Source organism: Mesorhizobium sp. MC2-1-1 (assembly GCF_057597255.1).
On record NZ_CP195205.1, the window covers coordinates 4,959,859 to 4,977,317 of the forward strand.

The 17,459-nt window shown below is 63.8% G+C and carries 17 protein-coding genes; 7 read left to right on the plus strand and 10 right to left on the minus strand.

The window, feature by feature from the left end; genetic code table 11:
* Window positions 1-320 precede the first annotated feature (320 nt).
* The 6 genes from ACR64R_RS24525 (at window position 321) to ACR64R_RS24550 (ending at window position 4,854) form a co-directional block, all read left to right on the plus strand.
* The gene (locus tag ACR64R_RS24525) at window positions 321-1,082 is read left to right on the plus strand and encodes an N-acyl amino acid synthase FeeM domain-containing protein (protein ID WP_487358826.1); all 762 of its coding nucleotides are present in this window, start codon (window positions 321-323) and stop codon (window positions 1,080-1,082) included.
* A 91-nt stretch (window positions 1,083-1,173) separates the two neighbouring features.
* Complete coding sequence (locus ACR64R_RS24530) at window positions 1,174-1,323, plus strand: DUF3096 domain-containing protein (RefSeq protein WP_487358827.1); 150 nt, start codon at window positions 1,174-1,176, stop codon at window positions 1,321-1,323.
* Window positions 1,324-1,471: 148 nt separating this feature from the next.
* Complete coding sequence (locus ACR64R_RS24535) at window positions 1,472-1,696, plus strand: aa3-type cytochrome c oxidase subunit IV (RefSeq protein WP_487358828.1); 225 nt, start codon at window positions 1,472-1,474, stop codon at window positions 1,694-1,696.
* Between the two features lie 83 nt (window positions 1,697-1,779).
* Window positions 1,780-3,030, plus strand: a complete 1,251-nt coding sequence (locus ACR64R_RS24540; RefSeq protein ID WP_487358829.1) for a Re/Si-specific NAD(P)(+) transhydrogenase subunit alpha — start codon at window positions 1,780-1,782, stop codon at window positions 3,028-3,030.
* Window positions 3,030-3,455, plus strand: coding sequence for a proton-translocating transhydrogenase family protein (locus ACR64R_RS24545; protein WP_041000216.1), 426 nt, complete (start codon window positions 3,030-3,032; stop codon window positions 3,453-3,455). The genes ACR64R_RS24540 and ACR64R_RS24545 overlap by 1 nt, the downstream gene beginning before the upstream one ends.
* 1 nt (window position 3,456) lies before the next feature.
* Window positions 3,457-4,854 carry an NAD(P)(+) transhydrogenase (Re/Si-specific) subunit beta gene (locus tag ACR64R_RS24550; RefSeq protein ID WP_487358830.1) on the plus strand — a complete coding sequence of 466 codons (1,398 nt, stop codon included), beginning with the start codon at window positions 3,457-3,459 and terminating at the stop codon, window positions 4,852-4,854.
* Window positions 4,855-4,951: 97 nt separating this feature from the next.
* Here ACR64R_RS24550 and ACR64R_RS24555 read toward each other — a convergent pair whose 3' ends face one another.
* From ACR64R_RS24555 to ACR64R_RS24565, 3 genes are all read right to left on the minus strand, one after another.
* A complete protein-coding gene (locus ACR64R_RS24555) occupies window positions 4,952-5,872 on the minus strand; it encodes a hypothetical protein (RefSeq protein ID WP_487358831.1) in 921 nt (306 codons plus the stop codon).
* Between the two features lie 226 nt (window positions 5,873-6,098).
* Window positions 6,099-8,570, minus strand: a complete 2,472-nt coding sequence (gene gyrB, locus ACR64R_RS24560) for a DNA topoisomerase (ATP-hydrolyzing) subunit B (protein ID WP_487358832.1) — start codon at window positions 8,568-8,570, stop codon at window positions 6,099-6,101.
* 240 nt (window positions 8,571-8,810) lie between these two features.
* Window positions 8,811-9,383 (minus strand): NADPH-dependent FMN reductase, encoded by a 573-nt coding sequence (locus ACR64R_RS24565; RefSeq protein ID WP_487358833.1) that lies wholly within the window; start codon window positions 9,381-9,383, stop codon window positions 8,811-8,813.
* Between the two features lie 182 nt (window positions 9,384-9,565).
* On the opposite strand from ACR64R_RS24565, the gene ACR64R_RS24570 reads away from it, so the two are divergent.
* Window positions 9,566-10,936, plus strand: coding sequence for a cytochrome P450 (locus ACR64R_RS24570; RefSeq protein WP_487358834.1), 1,371 nt, complete (start codon window positions 9,566-9,568; stop codon window positions 10,934-10,936).
* 62 nt (window positions 10,937-10,998) lie between these two features.
* Here the strand turns inward: ACR64R_RS24570 and ACR64R_RS24575 are convergent, their stop codons facing one another.
* The 7 genes from ACR64R_RS24575 to ACR64R_RS24605 form a co-directional block, all read right to left on the minus strand.
* Window positions 10,999-11,982, minus strand: a complete 984-nt coding sequence (locus ACR64R_RS24575) for a complex I NDUFA9 subunit family protein (RefSeq protein ID WP_487358835.1) — start codon at window positions 11,980-11,982, stop codon at window positions 10,999-11,001.
* Between the two features lie 160 nt (window positions 11,983-12,142).
* Window positions 12,143-12,595: a DoxX family protein gene (locus tag ACR64R_RS24580; RefSeq protein ID WP_487358836.1), complete on the minus strand. Its 453-nt coding sequence runs from the start codon at window positions 12,593-12,595 to the stop codon at window positions 12,143-12,145.
* 349 nt (window positions 12,596-12,944) lie between these two features.
* The gene (locus ACR64R_RS24585) at window positions 12,945-13,946 is read right to left on the minus strand and encodes an Ldh family oxidoreductase (protein WP_487358837.1); all 1,002 of its coding nucleotides are present in this window, start codon (window positions 13,944-13,946) and stop codon (window positions 12,945-12,947) included.
* Window positions 13,947-14,054: 108 nt separating this feature from the next.
* The gene (locus ACR64R_RS24590; RefSeq protein WP_487358838.1) at window positions 14,055-14,864 is read right to left on the minus strand and encodes an ABC transporter permease; all 810 of its coding nucleotides are present in this window, start codon (window positions 14,862-14,864) and stop codon (window positions 14,055-14,057) included.
* Window positions 14,864-15,574: an ABC transporter permease gene (locus ACR64R_RS24595; RefSeq protein ID WP_487358839.1), complete on the minus strand. Its 711-nt coding sequence runs from the start codon at window positions 15,572-15,574 to the stop codon at window positions 14,864-14,866. Before ACR64R_RS24595 ends, ACR64R_RS24590 begins: the two co-directional genes overlap by 1 nt.
* 154 nt (window positions 15,575-15,728) lie before the next feature.
* Entirely contained in the window at window positions 15,729-16,526 is a 798-nt protein-coding gene (locus ACR64R_RS24600; protein ID WP_487358840.1) for a transporter substrate-binding domain-containing protein, read from the minus strand.
* A 56-nt stretch (window positions 16,527-16,582) separates the two neighbouring features.
* Window positions 16,583-17,398, minus strand: coding sequence for an ABC transporter ATP-binding protein (locus tag ACR64R_RS24605; protein ID WP_487358841.1), 816 nt, complete (start codon window positions 17,396-17,398; stop codon window positions 16,583-16,585).
* Between the last annotated feature and the right edge of the window lie 61 nt (window positions 17,399-17,459).

Genomic DNA, 17,459 nt, shown 5'->3' on the forward strand with positions numbered 1-17,459 from the left:
AATTCCAGGAGAAGTGCGAAGCGGTTTTCCGTCCGGAATTGCATTTAAAAAGACAAGAGCGATTTCATCCGATGAGATCTTGACCGCTCGGGCATCCGCCTAGGGGTTTCAGGATCGCATTTTCGAACAGCTTTGATGCCCGCCGCCGGATCGGATCAGCCGACCGCAGGCTGCGGCGCATGCTTTTTCGCGTGCGAGATCAGCGCAACGATCGCGGCCATTAAGGTTAACAAGAGGTAAATGAGCGATGTCGCATTTTCAGCTTGTGTCTCATTTCAACTCGAATAGCCTATTTGCAGGCGGAACTTCGAGGACTGACAATGGATGCTGCGAGGAAGAGTGCGTCTTCGGACGCAAGCGCTAGAGTCGACTCGGCGCTCAATCGATCTATGATGCAACTTCTGGATCATGTTGAATATCGCCTCATCACCGGGGGCGAAGATCTGGAAGCGATCTATCGGCTTCGCTATAATTCCTACTTGCGCTCAGGTATGTGCGGCCCGATCGCCAGCGGCATGTTCGAGGATCGCTGGGATAACCTGCCTAACTCGTACCGGTTCGGCGTCTATTGCTACGGTGAATTGGTCAGTACATTGCGCTTTCACTATATTTCCAGTGAGCAGCCCTATTCGCCTTCCATCGATGCCTATCCCGAAGTATTGCTCCCGAGGCTCGCCCGCGGCGAAACCTTCATAGACGGAACCCGCTTCGCAACTGATCCCGACGCCGCGCCGGCGCCCGGAGTGCTGCCTTTCCTGACGCTCAGGATCGCCATGGTAGCCTCTTGTTACTTCGGTCAGGACTCGGTTCTTACGCCGGTCAAGCTTGAGCATTCCGCATTCTACATACGGTTCTTCAATGCCGTGCAGAGAAGCGAGGCCAAGCACTTCCCGGGTGTTCTTGCCTCGATCGCGCTGTTCGAAATCCCCGCCGGCGAGAATATGCGCCTGACGCTCGAAAGGCTGCCATTCTTCAAGTCGACGCCCATGGAGCAGCGGCTGATGTTCGGCAACCCGGCCATCAACCGTCTGACCCCTCTATCGATCGTGCCGACGGCGAAGTTCCTGCGCGCCGCTGCATGAACCCAGGTCATGAACCTTTCGCCGGCTGCGCCGTTATCAGGTCCGCGCCCCGGCCATGACAGGTGCGCCAGTCACAAGAAAGGATACACGCATGACCATCCATTCGTTTGCGCTGACACCGCTTATCTCGCTGATCGCCGGCGTGCTGATCCTGGTGATGCCCCGGCTCCTCAACTACATCGTCGCGCTTTACCTGATCATCGTCGGCCTGCTTGGCCTTTTCCCCCATCTCGCCGGCTAATCTCGCATCGACCGCGCCGGCGCAGCAGCGGTATCCAATTTCAACTTTCGTTTGAGGCTCTTGTCGCCGGTTGTGCGGCAATAGCGCCATTGCTCTTGCTTCGGCTTTTCGCTATGTGCCTCAAAGGCATTTTCGAAGGGGTACTTCCATGGCTGATCACACGCCCGCCGGTCCGGTCGAGCTTGGCGCGCAGATGGACTATGCCGAGCACGACCGCACCTACAAGGCCTTCCTAGGTCTTGCCAAATACGGCTCGCTGGCTTGCGCCGCCATCCTTATCGCTATGGCCTTCGGTTTCTTCGTCGGGGGCTTCTTCTCGGGCCTCATCGTGTTCATCCTGGTCACGGCCATCGGCTCTCTCATTCTGCGGTAGACTTCCAAGCCCATCGCCCTCGACGTCGCCGGACGTCCGGCCGACGCCTTGCGTAACAAGGTTCCAGCCGAAAGGATCGCCCGGTGGGACAAATAGTGTTCATCCCTCGTGAGCTTGACCCGAACGAGCCGCGCGTCGCTGCCTCGCCGGAGACCGTCAAACGTATGGCGGGTCTCGGCTTCGATGTGATCGTCGAGAAGGGCGCCGGCCTTGGCTCCCGCATTCCCGACCAGGATTTCACTGCCGCCGGCGGCATCATTGGCACGGCGGCCGACTCCAAGAAGGCCGACGTGGTGCTGAAAGTGCGTCGGCCAACGGATGCCGAGTTGAAGAGCTACAAGTCCGGCGCGGCAGTCATCGCCATCATGGACCCCTACGGCAACGATGCCGCGGTGGCCGCCATGGCCAAGGCCGGCATCACCGCCTTCTCTATGGAATTCATGCCGCGCATCACCCGCGCCCAGGTGATGGACGTGCTGTCCTCGCAGGCCAACCTAGCCGGCTACCAGGCGGTGATCGACGCGGCCGCCGAATATGATCGCGCATTACCGATGATGATGACGGCGGCCGGCACCGTGCCGGCGGCCAAGACCTTCATCATGGGCGTCGGCGTCGCCGGCCTGCAGGCGATTGCCACCGCGCGCCGTCTCGGCGCAGTCGTCACCGCCACCGACGTGCGTCCGGCCGTGAAGGAGCAGGTGCAGTCGCTCGGCGCGAAATTTCTGGCGGTCGAGGACGAGGAGTTCAAGGCGGCCGAGACGGCTGGCGGCTACGCCAAGGAAATGTCGAAGGAATACCAGGCCAAGCAGGCGGCGCTGACCGCCGAGCACATCGCCAAGCAGGACATCGTCATCACTACAGCGCTGATCCCCGGCCGTCCGGCGCCGAAGCTGGTCTCGGCGGCCATGGTCGCGTCGATGAAGCCGGGCTCGGTGATAGTGGACCTCGCGGTCGAGCGTGGCGGCAATGTCGAGGGCGCGGTGCCGGGCAAGGTCGTGACGACCGAGAACGGCGTCAAGATCGTCGGACATCTCAACGTGCCGGGCCGTGTAGCCGCATCGGCCTCGCTGCTCTACGCCAAGAACCTCTACGCCTTCCTGGAGACGATGGTCGACAAGACGACCAGACAGCTCGCCATCAAGCGCGACGACGAGCTGGTCAAGGCTACGATGCTGACCGACGGAGGTCGGGTCGTGCATCCGAACTTCGCCAAAGCGGCGGAAGAGCCGCGTACCGAACCGGCGGCCATTCCGGCGACGACCATGGTTGCCGACGCTGCCGCCGCGAAGCCGGCGAGGAAGAAGGCCGCAGCCAAGCCTAAGGGGACCGCGTGATGGACGCCTTGCAGAAAGCTCTGGATCAGCTCGACCAAGCGACCGCCGCCGTACGGCTCGCGGTACAGGATCTCGCCAACAACGCGCCAGGCGCGGCGGATGCCGCCGGCGGCGCTGCCCATGCCTTGTCCGGCGGCGCCATCGATCCCTTCGTCTTCCGCTTCGCCATCTTCGTATTGGCGATATTCGTCGGCTACTACGTCGTGTGGTCGGTGACGCCGGCGCTGCACACGCCGCTGATGGCCGTCACCAACGCAATCTCTTCCGTCATCGTCGTCGGCGCGCTGCTTGCGGTCGGCATCGCCGCCTCCGGCCTTGCCGCGGGCTTCGGCTTCGTCGCGCTTGTGCTGGTTTCAGTGAATATCTTCGGCGGCTTCCTGGTCACCCAGCGCATGCTCGCCATGTACAAGAAGAAGGAAAAGTGACGTGACCGTCAATCTCGCTTCCTTCCTCTATCTGGTCTCCGGAATCCTGTTCATCCTGGCGCTGCGCGGCCTGTCGCATCCGACCACCAGCCGGCAGGGCAATTTCTACGGCATGATCGGCATGGGCATTGCCATTGCCACCACGCTGGCGCTGGCGACCCCCTCGGCAGGGCGCTTCGGCCTGATCGTGCTCGGTCTCGCCATTGGCGGCGGCATCGGCGCGGTCACCGCGCGCCGCATCGCCATGACCTCGATGCCGCAGCTGGTCGCCGCCTTCCACAGTCTCGTCGGTTTCGCCGCCGTCATGGTGGCCGCGGCCGCCATCTACGCGCCGGAGAGCTTCGGCATCGGCACGGCGGGCGACATCCATGCCCAGGCGCTTGTCGAAATGAGCCTTGGCGTCGCCATCGGCGCCATCACCTTCACCGGCTCGGTCATCGCCTTCCTGAAGCTCGACGGCCGCATGTCGGGCAAGCCGATCATGATCGGCGGCCGGCACCTGATCAACATCGCGCTCGGCGTCGCCCTTGTGGTGCTGATCGTGCTGCTCGTCACCACCGAAGCCAAGCTCGTCTTCTGGCTGATCGTCGCCGCCTCGCTTGTGCTCGGCGTGCTGCTCATCATTCCGATCGGTGGCGCCGACATGCCGGTCGTGGTGTCGATGTTGAACTCCTATTCCGGTTGGGCCGCGGCAGCGCTTGGCTTCACCCTGGGCAACCTTGCGCTGATCATCACCGGCGCGCTGGTCGGCTCGTCGGGTGCGATCCTGTCCTACATCATGTGCAAGGGCATGAACCGATCCTTCATCTCGGTCATTCTCGGCGGCTTCGGCGGCGAGACGGCGGCGGTTGCCAGCGACGGCATCGAGCGCACCGTCAAGCAGGGTTCGGCCGACGACGCCGCCTATCTGATGATGAACGCCCAGAAGGTCATCATCGTGCCTGGCTACGGCATGGCGGTCGCCCAGGCGCAGCATGCGTTGCGCGAGATGGCCGACAAGCTCAAGGCCAACGGCGTCGAGGTCAAATACGCCATCCACCCGGTGGCCGGTCGCATGCCCGGCCACATGAACGTCCTTTTGGCGGAGGCGAACGTCCCCTACGACGAAGTGTTCGAGTTGGAGGACATCAACTCCGAATTCGCGCAGGCCGACGTCGCCTATGTCATCGGCGCCAACGACGTCACCAACCCGTCCGCGCGCGACGACAAGTCCTCGCCGATCTACGGCATGCCGATCCTCGACGTCGACAAGGCCCGCACCTGCCTGTTCGTCAAGCGCTCTCTCGGCTCAGGTTATGCCGGCATCGACAACACGCTTTTCTACAAGGACGGCACAATGATGCTGCTCGGCGACGCCAAGAAGATGACCGAGGAAATCGTCAAGGCAATGGATCACTGAGCGACAACCTTTCGCGGAAGGTTGTCAGACTGGCCAAGCATCGGATGCTAAAAAGCCCGGCTGTGCCGGGCTTTTTGTATTTTTTGTGCGAGGACACTTAACGGCTGGCGATATAGGCGATTTCCTCGTCGTCCCTTTGCCTTCCGCCCAGTGCCGCCGCGGCGCCTGCGATGAACGCGCCGACGACCAGCGACAATGCGCCAAGCAGAGCGAAAGTGGCGCTCGCCTTGCGGGCCGTGTCAGCCGCCTGCTTTGCCTTGACCTTCGCGTCCTGCGCTTTCGCCAGCACAGTATCGACGCGCGTCTTGGCGTCGGCTTCCGAAAGCCCGGTGCGGGCCGCGACGAGTTGCGACAGGTAAGCTTTGTCGTCTGCCGAGACTTCGCCCGCGGCCGCACTGGCAATCAGGATATGTGAGGCCTGAGCCGTGGCGGCGGCATCGTTTTCCGGATTCGCCGCGGCAAGTTTGCTGGCATCAGCCGGCCGGAACAGCGAATCCACCAGATAGGACGTCGCATTATCGGCCGGGCCCGAGCCGGCATTGGCGGACGCACCGGCCGAGGCGCCCATTGCCGCGCCGGATGCCACAGTCGAAGCGGCCTGTACGCCGGAGCCCAGCACCGACGTCAGCGCCGACCCGAGCACGCCGACGACCAGAAGGGTCGCCACAGCCCAGGCTAGAAGGCCGTGGGCTGTGTCGCGAAAGAACACTTCGTCGGTGTGGATGTCGACCCATTTGGTGCGCAGCCGTCCGGCAAGATAGCCGCCGACTCCCGACGACAGCCATTGCACGACCACCAGCCACACCGCCGTCGAGACGGCGAAAGTGGTAATCGAGGCGCCAGAGCCCGACCATGGCGAAACCATGGCCAACCCCAGCCCGGAGCCAAGCAGCATCAGGATGAAGCTCAATGTCGAAGCGGCGAAAGCGCCGGCAATGATTGGACCCCAGCTTATGGCGGAGGCCGAGGATTCCGTCGAAACGGTGCTACCGACAGCAGCGGACAGCGTGGACTGCATGACAGCCCCCTATCGCGCGAACAGCATGATCAGAATGATGATCGGAATCGGTATTCCAAGCAGCCAAAGCAAGATACCGCGACCCATAATTACCTCCTTGAGAAAATCGTGACCGATGTTGTCACAATGTCTTGGAAGGCCTTCTGTTCCGGCGGGATCGCGAATGTCTTGAAGATCGGCAAGCAATGCCGACGCGGCCCGGCGCGTCGGCTTTGGAAAGCAAGGCTTAGATATCCAGGTTGGCCACCGAGAGCGCATTGTCTTGGATGAACTCGCGCCGCGGTTCCACCTCGTCGCCCATCAGGCGCGAGAACAACGAGTCGGCGTCGGTCGCGTCGTTGACCTTGACCTGGAGCAGCGAGCGCACATTCGGGTCTAGCGTGGTTTCCCAGAGCTGCTCGGCATTCATCTCGCCGAGGCCCTTGTAGCGCTGCATGGTCAGGCCCTTGCGGCCGGAAGCGAACACTGCGTTGAGCAGCGCCAGCGGCCCGGAAAGCAGCTCCGAGCTTTCCTTGCGACGCAAGCTCGGCTGTTCGCCATAGACTTCCGCCAGGCGTGCCGCGTAGCGGTCGAGCTGGCGCGCATCGGCCGAATTGATCAGTCCGGCATCGAGCTGCATCACATCCTTCACGCCACGCACCGTGCGTTCGAAGACATAGCCGCCAGAGCCGTCATTGGAGGTCGACAGCCGCCCGGTCCAGCCGCGCTCGGTCTCCTCGGCGATCATGTCGAGCCGCTCGGCCACGCGTTTGGCCATGGCGTTGGCGCGGCTGAGATCCTCAAGCACGTCGGCATTGAGCGCTCCGGCGATCGCCGCCTGCTCGACGACGCCGCGGTTGTAGCGCGTGTGTAGGCCGTTGATCAGCTGGCGCACCGCCAGTGCGTCGTCGACGGAGCTGCGCAGGTCCTGTCCCGTCCGCACCTCGCCGGAGGCCAGAACCAGTGAGGCCTCGTCGAGACCCGACTCGATCAGGTATTTCTCATAGGCGCTTTCGTCCTTGAGATACTGCGAGCTCTTGCCCCGCGTCACCTTATAGAGCGGCGGCTGGGCGATGTAGAGATGGCCGCGTTCGATCAGCTCCGGCATCTGCCGGAAGAAGAAGGTCAGCAGCAGCGTGCGGATATGGGCGCCGTCGACGTCGGCGTCCGTCATCAGGATGATCTTGTGGTAGCGCAGCTTGTCGGCGTTGAACTCGTCCTTGCCGATCGAGGTGCCGAGCGCGGTGATCAGCGTGCCGATCATGTCGGAGGAGAGCATGCGATCGAAGCGCGCCCGCTCGACGTTCAGGATCTTGCCGCGCAGCGGCAGGATCGCCTGATTCTGGCGTGAACGCCCGCCTTTGGCCGAGCCGCCGGCGGAGTCACCCTCGACGATGAAGATCTCGGACTTCGCCGGGTCACGCTCCTGGCAATCCGCGAGCTTGCCGGGCAGCGAGGTGACGCCAAGCGAGCTCTTGCGCGTGATGTCGCGCGCCTTGCGCGCGGCTTCCCTCGCGGCTGCCGCCTGGATCACCTTCTCGACCACCACCTTGCCTTCGGCCGGATGCTCTTCCAGCCAGGTGCCGAGCGCCTCGTTGACCAGCCCTTCGACGACCGGCCTGACCTCCGAGGACACCAGTTTGTCCTTGGTCTGCGAGGAGAATTTCGGATCCGGAACCTTGACCGACAGCACGGCCGTCAGCCCTTCGCGGCAATCGTCGCCGGTGAGCGAGACCTTCTCCTTCTTGGTCTGCCCGGAGGATTCGCCATAGCCGGTGACCTGGCGCGTCAGCGCGGCGCGAAAACCGGCCAGATGGGTGCCGCCATCGCGCTGCGGGATGTTGTTGGTGAAGGCCAGCACATTCTCGTGGTAGCTGTCGTTCCACCACATCGCCACCTCGACGGTGATGCCGTCGCGCTCGGCGCGGATGGCGATCGGCTTCTCGATCAGCGGCTTCTTCACCCGGTCGAGATACTTGACGAACTCCTCGAGGCCGCCGTCATAATGCAGTTCGTTGCGCACCAGGTCGGCATGGCGCGCATCGGTCAGCACGATGCGCACGCCTGAATTGAGGAAGGCCAGTTCGCGCAGCCGGTGCTCCAGCGTGTTGTAGTCGAACTCGACCATGGTGAAGGTTTCGGCCGACGGGAAGAAGGTGATCTCGCTGCCGCTACGGCCTTCATACGTGCCCGGCTGCCTGTCCTGCACGTAGCTGCCGGTCACCCTCAATGGCGCGTCGGCATTGCCATGCGTGAAGCTCATCTCGAAGATCTCGCCGTTGCGGCGGATCTTGAGCTTGAGCCATGCCGACAGCGCGTTGACCACCGACACGCCGACGCCATGCAGGCCGCCGGAGACCTTGTAGGAGTTCTGGTCGAATTTGCCGCCGGCATGCAACTGCGTCATGATGACTTCGGCCGCCGAAACGCCCTCAGAAGGGTGGATGTCGGTCGGGATCCCGCGGCCATTGTCGATAACGGTAACGGAACCGTCGGGGTTGAGCGTCACCGAAACCAGGTCGGCGTGGCCGGCCAGCGCCTCGTCGATGGCGTTGTCCACCACTTCATAGACCATGTGGTGCAGGCCCGAGCCGTCGTCGGTGTCGCCGATATACATGCCCGGCCGCTTGCGGACGGCATCCAACCCCTTCAAAACCTTGATGGAATCGGCGCCGTACTCGGCTTCCGCGCCGCTGGCGCTTTCGGTCTGGTCGCTCATGAAAACCTGTCTGATTGATGCCGCTGATCCGACGCTGGAAAATCGCCCCGAATCGCGCCGTTTTGATGTCCTAGATATAGGCGCAAATAGCTGCTTTTCCAAGGTTTGCGGGCATTTTGCCGGCTTGGCGACCAAGCCTTGCCGCACCCTGCGCAATGCGGGCGCGTGCATGGCCATGTCCGATCGCGATGGCCAGCCGAAGCACGGCCTCGCAGCCGCCTTCCGGGAGGAATTTCCGACCTACCCGGCGGTGCGCAGTGTCTTCAGCGCTTCGCTCCAGCGGAACAATTCGTCGAGCATGGTCTTTGCGCCGCCCAGCACCTGTTCGCTTGGGTGGTATGCGCGGTTCTGGTCAAGCAGCGTCGCGTAGGCAGGCAGCGCCACGCCTTCCGGGATCGGCATGACGCCGACGGAGGTGAGAAGCGGCTTCAAGGCCTGTGCCGCGCGCAGGCCGCCTGAGACGCCGCCATAGCTGAAGATCGCGGCTGGCTTGTAGCGCCATTCATGCAGAAGGTAGTCGATGGCGTTCACGATCGCTGGCGCCACGAAGTAGTTGTACTCCGGCGCGACGAACACGAAGGCATCGGCGGCTTCTATCGCCGCCGACCAGGCCTTGGTGTGGTCCTTCTCGTATTTGCGCAGGCGCGGATGGTGCGGCTCGTCGAGCATCGGCAGCTTGAAGGCAGCGATATCAGTGAGCACCGGCTCGAATATGCCATGCTCGCGCGCGAAGCCTTCCAGCCATTCGCCGAAGATCGGTCCGGCACGTCCCGGGCGTGTGCTGCCGATGATGATGTTCAAGCGATGCTTCACTGTAGGGCTCCTTGCTTGGCGGTATCCATTGGTGACTAAAGCAAGCCTCCACCGCCAACAAGCATGCATTTGTCGGTGTCGGTCACATTCCGGCGAGGCGCGGCAGCCGGATATGCCGCTCCGTCACATGGACGCCGGCTTCGCCCGGCACTACATTTGCCGCTTGCAGCGGAGCACGCCTCATGGACACCAAGCCCGCCCCCTTCGTGCCGCCGGCGCCGAAGCCGCGTACCCAGCCGCCCTCGACGCTGGAGATGATGCGCATCGTCTACCGCAACCCGCTCGAGCTCTGGGGCGAGCACACCTATAACGAGCCCTGGGTTTCTGCGAACGGCGTCGGTGGACATCTGATCGTCGCCAACGACCCCGGCCTCATCCGCCACGTCCTGATCGACAACGCCAAGAACTACAAGATGGCGACGGTGCGCCAGTTGATCCTGCGCCCGATCCTGCGCGACGGGCTGCTGACCGCCGAGGGCGAGGTATGGAAGCGTTCTCGCAAGGCGATGGCGCCGGTGTTCACGCCGCGTCACATCTTCGGTTTCGCCGGGCCGATGCTGAAACGCACGCTGGAATTCGTAACGCGCTACGAGGCCGGCGGCTCCACCGATGTCGCCCATGACATGACGCTGCTCACCTATGACATCCTGGCCGAGACGCTTTTTTCCGGCGAGATCGCGGGCGAACCGGGCAGTTTCGCCAAGGAGATCGACCGCCTGTTCGAGACCATGGGGCGCGTCGATCCGCTCGACCTGTTGCGCGCGCCCGAATGGCTGCCGCGCTTCACCCGCATCCGCGGTCGCAAGACCATGGCCTATTTCCGCGACATTGTCGCCGGCACGGTAAGGATGCGCGAAGAGCGGATGAAGCGCGATCCAGGCAGCGTGCCGCAGGACTTTCTCACGCTCCTGTTGCGCGCCGAGGGGCCGGACGGGCTCACGCGCGCCGAAGTGGAGGACAATATCATCACCTTCATCGGCGCCGGCCACGAGACGACGGCGAGGGCGTTGGGCTGGACGATCTACTGCCTCGCCGAGGCGCCCTGGGAACGCGAGAAGGTCGAGCAGGAGATCGACGCCGTGCTGGCGCGCGAGCCCGACCCGACCAAGTGGCTGGACGCCATGCCACTCACCCGCGCCGCTTTCGAAGAGGCGCTGAGGCTTTATCCGCCGGCGCCCTCGATCAACCGCGAGCCGATCGAGCCCGAGACCTGGAATGGCCTCCATATCCCGAAATACGCCGCGGTGCTGGTCATGCCCTGGGTCGTGCATCGCCACCGCAAGCTGTGGGACAGGCCGGACGCCTTTATGCCCGAGCGCTTCCATCCGGAGAATCGCGACCGGATCGACCGTTTCCAGTATCTGCCCTTCGGCGCCGGTCCGCGTGTGTGCATCGGTGCTAGTTTCGCCATGCAGGAAGCGATCATCGCTTTGGCCATCCTGCTGTCGCGCTTCCGCTTCGATGTGACGCCTGAGACCCGGCCATGGCCGGTGCAGAAGCTCACCACGCAGCCGCAAGGCGGCCTGCCGATGCAGGTCTCGCGGCGCGGCTAATTACAGAGAAAGTCTGTAGCGGTTTTCCGTCCGGAATTGCGCAAAAAACGGGAGTACGCGGATTACCGGTCGGCGATCGGCCGGCGCTGCTGGAACTGGCCGGCGGCGCGGAAGCGCCACAGATAGCTCGGCAGGATGGTGGCGATCGACTGCGGCTGGATGCCGAGGCCGGTCAGCGTCCTGACGGCTTTGGCGGCTTCGTCCGAGACGATATTGTGCTCGCGCAGCTGCAGCACCTGATCCCTGGTCAGCAGCGGGCTGGGCAGGAGCTGGAGGATCGAGGCCAGGATGTTCGCCACCCAGAACGGCACCGGCAACAGCAGGCGGCGGCGCTCGATGACCGTCAGCAGCTCCTGCATGCATTCCTTGAAGGTCAGGACCTGCGGGCCGCCGAGTTCGTAGATCTGTCCGCCCTTGGCCTTGCCGTCGACAGAGCGCGCCACTGCTTCGGCGACGTCGCCGACATAGACCGGCTGGAACTTGTTCTGCCCGCCGCCGATCAGCGGCAGCACCGGCGAGTAGCGCGCCATGTCGGCGAAGCGGTTGAAGAAGCTGTCCTCCGGTCCGAAAATGATCGATGGGCGTAAGATGACGGCATCCGCGATCGTATCGAACACGGCTTTCTCGCCGAGCGCCTTGGTGCTGGCGTAGCCCGCCGGGGAATTCAGATCGGCGCCGAGCGCCGAGATGTGCGTGAGGCCGGCGCCGACCGAGCGGGCGGCCTCGGCGACGGCGCGCGCTCCGAAATCGTGCACCGCCCCGAATTTCTGGCGGCCGGTCTCGTGCAGGATGGCGACGAGGTTGACGACATGGTCGGCGCCCTGAACGGCGCGATCGACCGACCAGCGCACGCGCACATTGGCCTGCACCGGCTGGATCTGGCCGACATTGCCGAGCGGCTGCAAATGGCCGGCAAGGTCGGGCCGCCGGCAGGCGACCCGGATGCGGTAGCCGCGCTTGGCCAGCGCTCGCACCACATGGCGACCGACGAAGCCCGAGCCGCCGAAGACGACGACGAGCTTGGGGGTCTGCAGGATTTCGGTCATGACGGGCTCCGCGCGCGAATGCTTTGCTGAGGCCGTGTCTTAATCCGTTTCTCGCCAAAGGCAAAGAGCGACCGGAGGTCGCCATTGCCGAGTTTTTGGGCAATTCCACGAAAAGCGCGTAGCGGCTTTCCGTCCGAACTTGCGACTGGACAAAAGCCGCTTAGAAACCCTTGCCCATGCGCGCGTCGACAGACTGGCGATTGCCACCGCGAATGACGAAGAATGCCAGGATCGCGGCCCAGAGCAGCGACTTTTCCGCGCCCGAAAAACCCTGGCCCATGGTGACCCAATGGAACCACACGGTGACCAGAAGCACGATCAGGCCGGCGAAGGCGGCGGGGCGGGTAAGCAGGCCGATGGCGATCAGGATGCCGCCGAAGAACTCGGTGCAGGCGAGCAGCGGTGACCAGAACACACCCGGATAGAAGCCCAGCCCCTCGACCATTTCGGTGGCGCCGAACGGATTGACGATCTTCTGCGAGCCATGGATGGCCAGGAAGCCGCCGGCGATGGCGCGTAGCAGCGTTTCGCCGGCGTCGTGAAATCTCGAATAGAGGCGGCCGAGCGCCGGGATGATCAGGTTTGTGCGGGAGGTGTCTGTGGTGGCGGACATCGTAGCTCCTGTTTCATGACGACACCCGCAAACGCCCCACGCTCCAACGCAAGTCAAGTTAACAAAAGTTAACTTTTGCGATCATGTTTTCCACGGGGGGCGAAGAAACAGAAAACCCCGCCGAGGCGGGGTTTTCCGGGCAGATCCACGCCTAAGCAGTGTCCAACGAGGCGGCCTGACCTGAGACGGCATCAAGGTGGCGTGAAGCAAGCACGCCCGCCCCGCCCTGAACCCCCGGCGCGGCGCCGCCAGCCACGAGCCGGACGAAGCCAACCTGAGCGGTTCGTGGCGTGGGGTGCCGGATATCGGTCGCGCCAGGCCGGGAAAAAGTTCAATCGGGCGGGAAAAATCAGGCCGAATAACGCTCGGCGAATTCCGAAATGCGCTGCACCACCGTCCTGGACGTGGTGATGCCGCGCGCCTTTGCCTTCTCTGCGGCCTCGGCGCGGGAGCGGCCGGGAATATGCACGCCGTAGCGCCGCCGCAGCCGATCGAGCTGGGCCTTCATGCGCTGTTCGAAATCGGGGTCCAGCAGTTTGGGTTCGATGGCGAGAACGAAGAGGCCCGTTCCGGGGCTGTCTGTCCCGCCGGTGAACCAGGGCGCGTCGAGCGACCAGTTGGCGCCGGAAATCCCAGCGGCCAGTACCTCGACCATCAAGGCGATATTGGCGCCGCGCTGGCCGCCGAAGGCAAGCATCGCGCCTTTCATCGCCGCCGCCGGATCGGTGGTCGGGTTGCCGCTGGCATCCAGCGCCCAGCCTTCCGGAATCTTCTTGCCGTCCTCGGCCGCCTTGCGGATGTTGACGAAGGCGGTGGCGCTCGACGACTGGTCGATCACCAGAGGCGGTCCGTCGGCGGCGGGCGAGGCGAATGACATCGGGTTCGTGCAATAGACCGGCTTGACCGAGCCCGAGCCGGCAAGCACCGCCGGCCCGTTGGTGGCGGCGAAGGAGACCAGCCCTTGCTCCGCAAGCCGCCCGGTGAAATAGCCGAGCGCGCCGCATGTATAGGCGTTCTTCTGCGAGAATATCGAGACGCCGAACAGTTTTGCCGCCTTGACGAGGTCGCCGACGGCGCGGTCGAAGCCGGTATGGGCAAGCCCGCGGCGCGCGTCGGAAAGATAGACCGCGAGCGCTGGCCGGGTGATGACCGGATCGGCATTGCCGTCGATGCGGCCCGCTTCGAGTGCTTCCAGATAGTCGATGAAGTGCGACAACCCCACCGTCGACAGGCCTTCGGCCTCCGCGGCGATGATCGAGGCGGTCAGCGATTGCGCCGCCTCCTCGTTGGCGCCGGCGCCCAGTGCGGCCATCCTGCACAGCCCTGTTGCCTGGTCGAGAGTGAGTTGCATAGGAGTCGTCCTAGGGGAGTAGGGGAATAAGGGGAGCGAATAGCGAATGGGGATGGAAATGTGAATGCGGATCGTGGCTGAACGCGCCGCTACTCCCCTGCTCCCCTACTACCCAATCTTGACCGGAATCCGAGCCTCTATCCGGCTGAAAACGAAGACGAGGATACCGGTGATCGTCATATAGATCAGCGCCAGCAACAGCAAAGGCTCGTAGGTCAGGTAGGTGTCCTGGCGCACCTTGGAGGAGACGGCGAAGATGTCGATGACGCTGATCGTCGCCACCAGCGGTGTCGACTTCAGTTGCAGCACGGTCTCCCCGGTCAGGGTCGGCAGAGCCCGGTAGAAGGCCTGCGGCAGCCAGATCCGGCGGAAGATCTTCCAGCGGCTCATGCCGAAGGCGCGCGCGGCCTCCAACTGTCCGCGCGGCACGCCGGCAAAGGCGCCGCGCATCACTTCGCCTTCGTAGCCGGCGAAGGAGAAGGTCAGCGCAACCACGGCATAGGGCCAGGCCTGTCTGAGATAGGGCCACAGCCAGGATTCGCGAATCCACGGATATTGTGGAAAGATCGAGCCGAGGCCGTAATAGAGCAGCCACAGTTGCAGGAGCAACGGCGTTCCGCGAATGATGGTGCAGAAGACCTTCGCCGGCGCCGAGAACCAGATCGGCCCCCCGGCCTGGGCAAGCCCGAGCGGCACGGCAAGCGCGAAGCCCAGCGCGCAGGTGACGGCGAGGATCCACAGCGCCCGCCATAAGCCCATGAGGCCCATTTCCCAATATTGCGGCAGCCAGTCCCAGCGCATGAAGACGATCGCGCAGATAACCAGCGCCAGGGCGATCAGGATCAGCACGATGCGATGCGGCTTGAGCCAGAGCGATGCGCGCGCCGCCATGTTGATCGCGGTGGCCTCGGTCGACATCAGCGCGCCTCCTTGATGGAGGGCATGCCGCGCCGCGCCCACGCCTCGACGCGGCCGATGATCATGTTGGAGAACAGGGTAACCGCGAGGTAGAGCACGCCGGCCGCCAGATAGAAGATCAGATAAGCTTTGGTGACGCCCGCGGCCTGCCGTGTCGCCAGCGTCAGCTCGAAGAAGCCGACGACAGCAAGCAGCGCCGTATCCTTGGTGGCGATCAGCCACAGGTTTGCGAGGCCGGGGATCGCGAAGGGAAGCATCGCCGGCAAGGTTATGCGCCTCAGCATCAGGCCAGGCGACATGCCATAGGCGCGGGCGGCCTCGATCTGTCCTTGCGGGATGGCGAGGATGGCGCCGCGGATGACTTCGGTGGAATAGGCGCCTTGCACGAAGCCCAGCACGAAAATGCCGGCCACGAGCCCGCTGATGTCGACGCGCTGGTAGCCCATCGCTGCCAGCACCTGGTTGATGAGATCAGTGCCTGCGTAATAGAGCAGCAGGATCAGCACCAGTTCCGGCACGGCGCGCACGACGGTCGTGTAGACCGCGAGCAGGTCGCGCGTCACCGGGCCGCCATAGAGCTTGCCGAAGGCGCCGGCGGTGCCGATCAGCAGGCCAAGGCAGGTGGCGCCGACGGCAATCTCCAGCGAATGCAGCAGGCCGACCAGCAGCGTGCCGCCCCAGCCGGGCGCCACGGGCGACAGGAGTTCCATGATGCCGGCCGCGGAGGCCGGAAGAAAGGCGTCGATCAGCTTCGCCCCCGGATTACTGGCAGGCCGCTGACGACCAGATCAGCGACAGGCGTGCGTGGCAAGGTTTTGACCAGGGGCATGGCCGGCGGCCGCACCCCTGGATCACGCGGGGAGATCAGTTCGACTGCGGGGCGCCGCCATAGATATCGAAGTCGAAATACTTCTTCGAAATCTCGTCATATTTGCCGTTGGCGCGGATCGCCTTGATGCCGGCGTTGAACTTTTCCTTGAGCGCGGTGTCTTCCTTGCGGATGCCGGCGCCGACGCCCGGGCCGAGCACTTCGTCGTCCGGGGCCACCATGCCCTTCAGGTCGCAGCAGGCTTTGCCCTGGTCCGTTTTCAGGAATTCGCCGAGCGCGATCGAGTCCGCCTGCACGGCGTCGAGGCGGCCGGCGGCCAAATCGTTGTTGGCTTCGTCCTGCGTCTGGTATTCCTTGATCTCCTGCGCGCCGGTGAAGTGCTTCTTGGCGTACACGGCATGCACGGTCGAGACCTGGACGCCGATCACCTTGCCCTTGAGGTCGTCCGGCGTGGCGCCGAATTTCTGGTCCTTCGGCCCGATGATCGCGGTCGGCGTGTTGTAGTACTTGTCCGAGAAGTCGATCGTCTTCTTGCGCTCGTCGGTGATCGACATGGAAGAGACAATGGCGTCGATCTTCTTGGTGGTCAGTGCGGGGATGATGCCGTCCCAGGCGACGGGCGTGATCACGCAGTCGAGCTTCTCCTCGGCGCAGACGGCGTTGACGAAGTCGATCTCCCAGCCCACCCATTTGCCGCTGGCGTCGGGCGATGTGAAGGGCGGATAGGGCTCGGCGGCGACGCCGATCTTGACCTGCTCGGCCTTGGCCACGCCACCCATCGCTGCGACGCCTAGAAGCAGCGCGGCGGCCAATGTCTTGAGAACAGTCTTCATATCAGGACTCCCAGTTTGTTGTTGTTCCCGGTTTTCGCCCCGCTTGATGCCGGCTCCTAGCCGACATTGCGGAGGAATTGTTTGAGCCTTTCGGACTTGGGTGCGCCGAACAGCTGTTCCGGCGGACCTTCCTCCTCGACCAGCCCGTTGTAGAGGTAGACGACATGCGTCGCGACCTCGCGGGCGAACTTCATCTCATGCGTGACCAGCACCATGGTGCGCCCCTCGCGCGCCAGGTCGCCGATCACCTTCAGCACCTCGCCGACCAGTTCGGGATCGAGCGCCGAGGTCGGCTCGTCGAACAGCATGACGCGCGGATTGATGGCAAGTGCCCGGGCGATCGCGGCGCGCTGTTGCTGTCCACCGGACAGGAAGGCGGGATATACGTCGCGCTTGTCCGCCAGCCCGACGCGTACGAGCAGCTTCTCGGCCTGGGCGATCGCCTCGTCGCGCTTGACGCCCAGCACATGCACCGGAACCTCGATGACATTCTCGATCAGCGTCATGTGGCTCCACAGGTTGAAGTTCTGGAACACCATGCCGAGCCGGGTGCGGATGCGCTCGATCTGCCTGCGGTCAGCCGGAAAGGTATGGCCATGGCTGTCGGCCTTGAGCTTGATCTCCTCGCCATTGACCCGGATGATGCCACTGGTCGGGTTTTCCAGGCAGTTGATGCAGCGAAGCAACGTCGATTTGCCGGAGCCTGAGCCGCCGATGATGGCAACCACCTCGCCATCGCGCGCCGACAGCGAAACGCCTTTCAGCACGTGCAGCTGGCCGAATTTCTTGTGCAGGTTTTCGACATGGATGGCTTCGGCGGCGCTGCTTTGCGCCTTGCCGGATTGGACTGCGGCGGCTCCCGCCGCGCTCACCGGGCGACCTCTGTTTTACCCGAGGTGGTTCGTCGAACGTCCATCCGGCTAATCAACATAC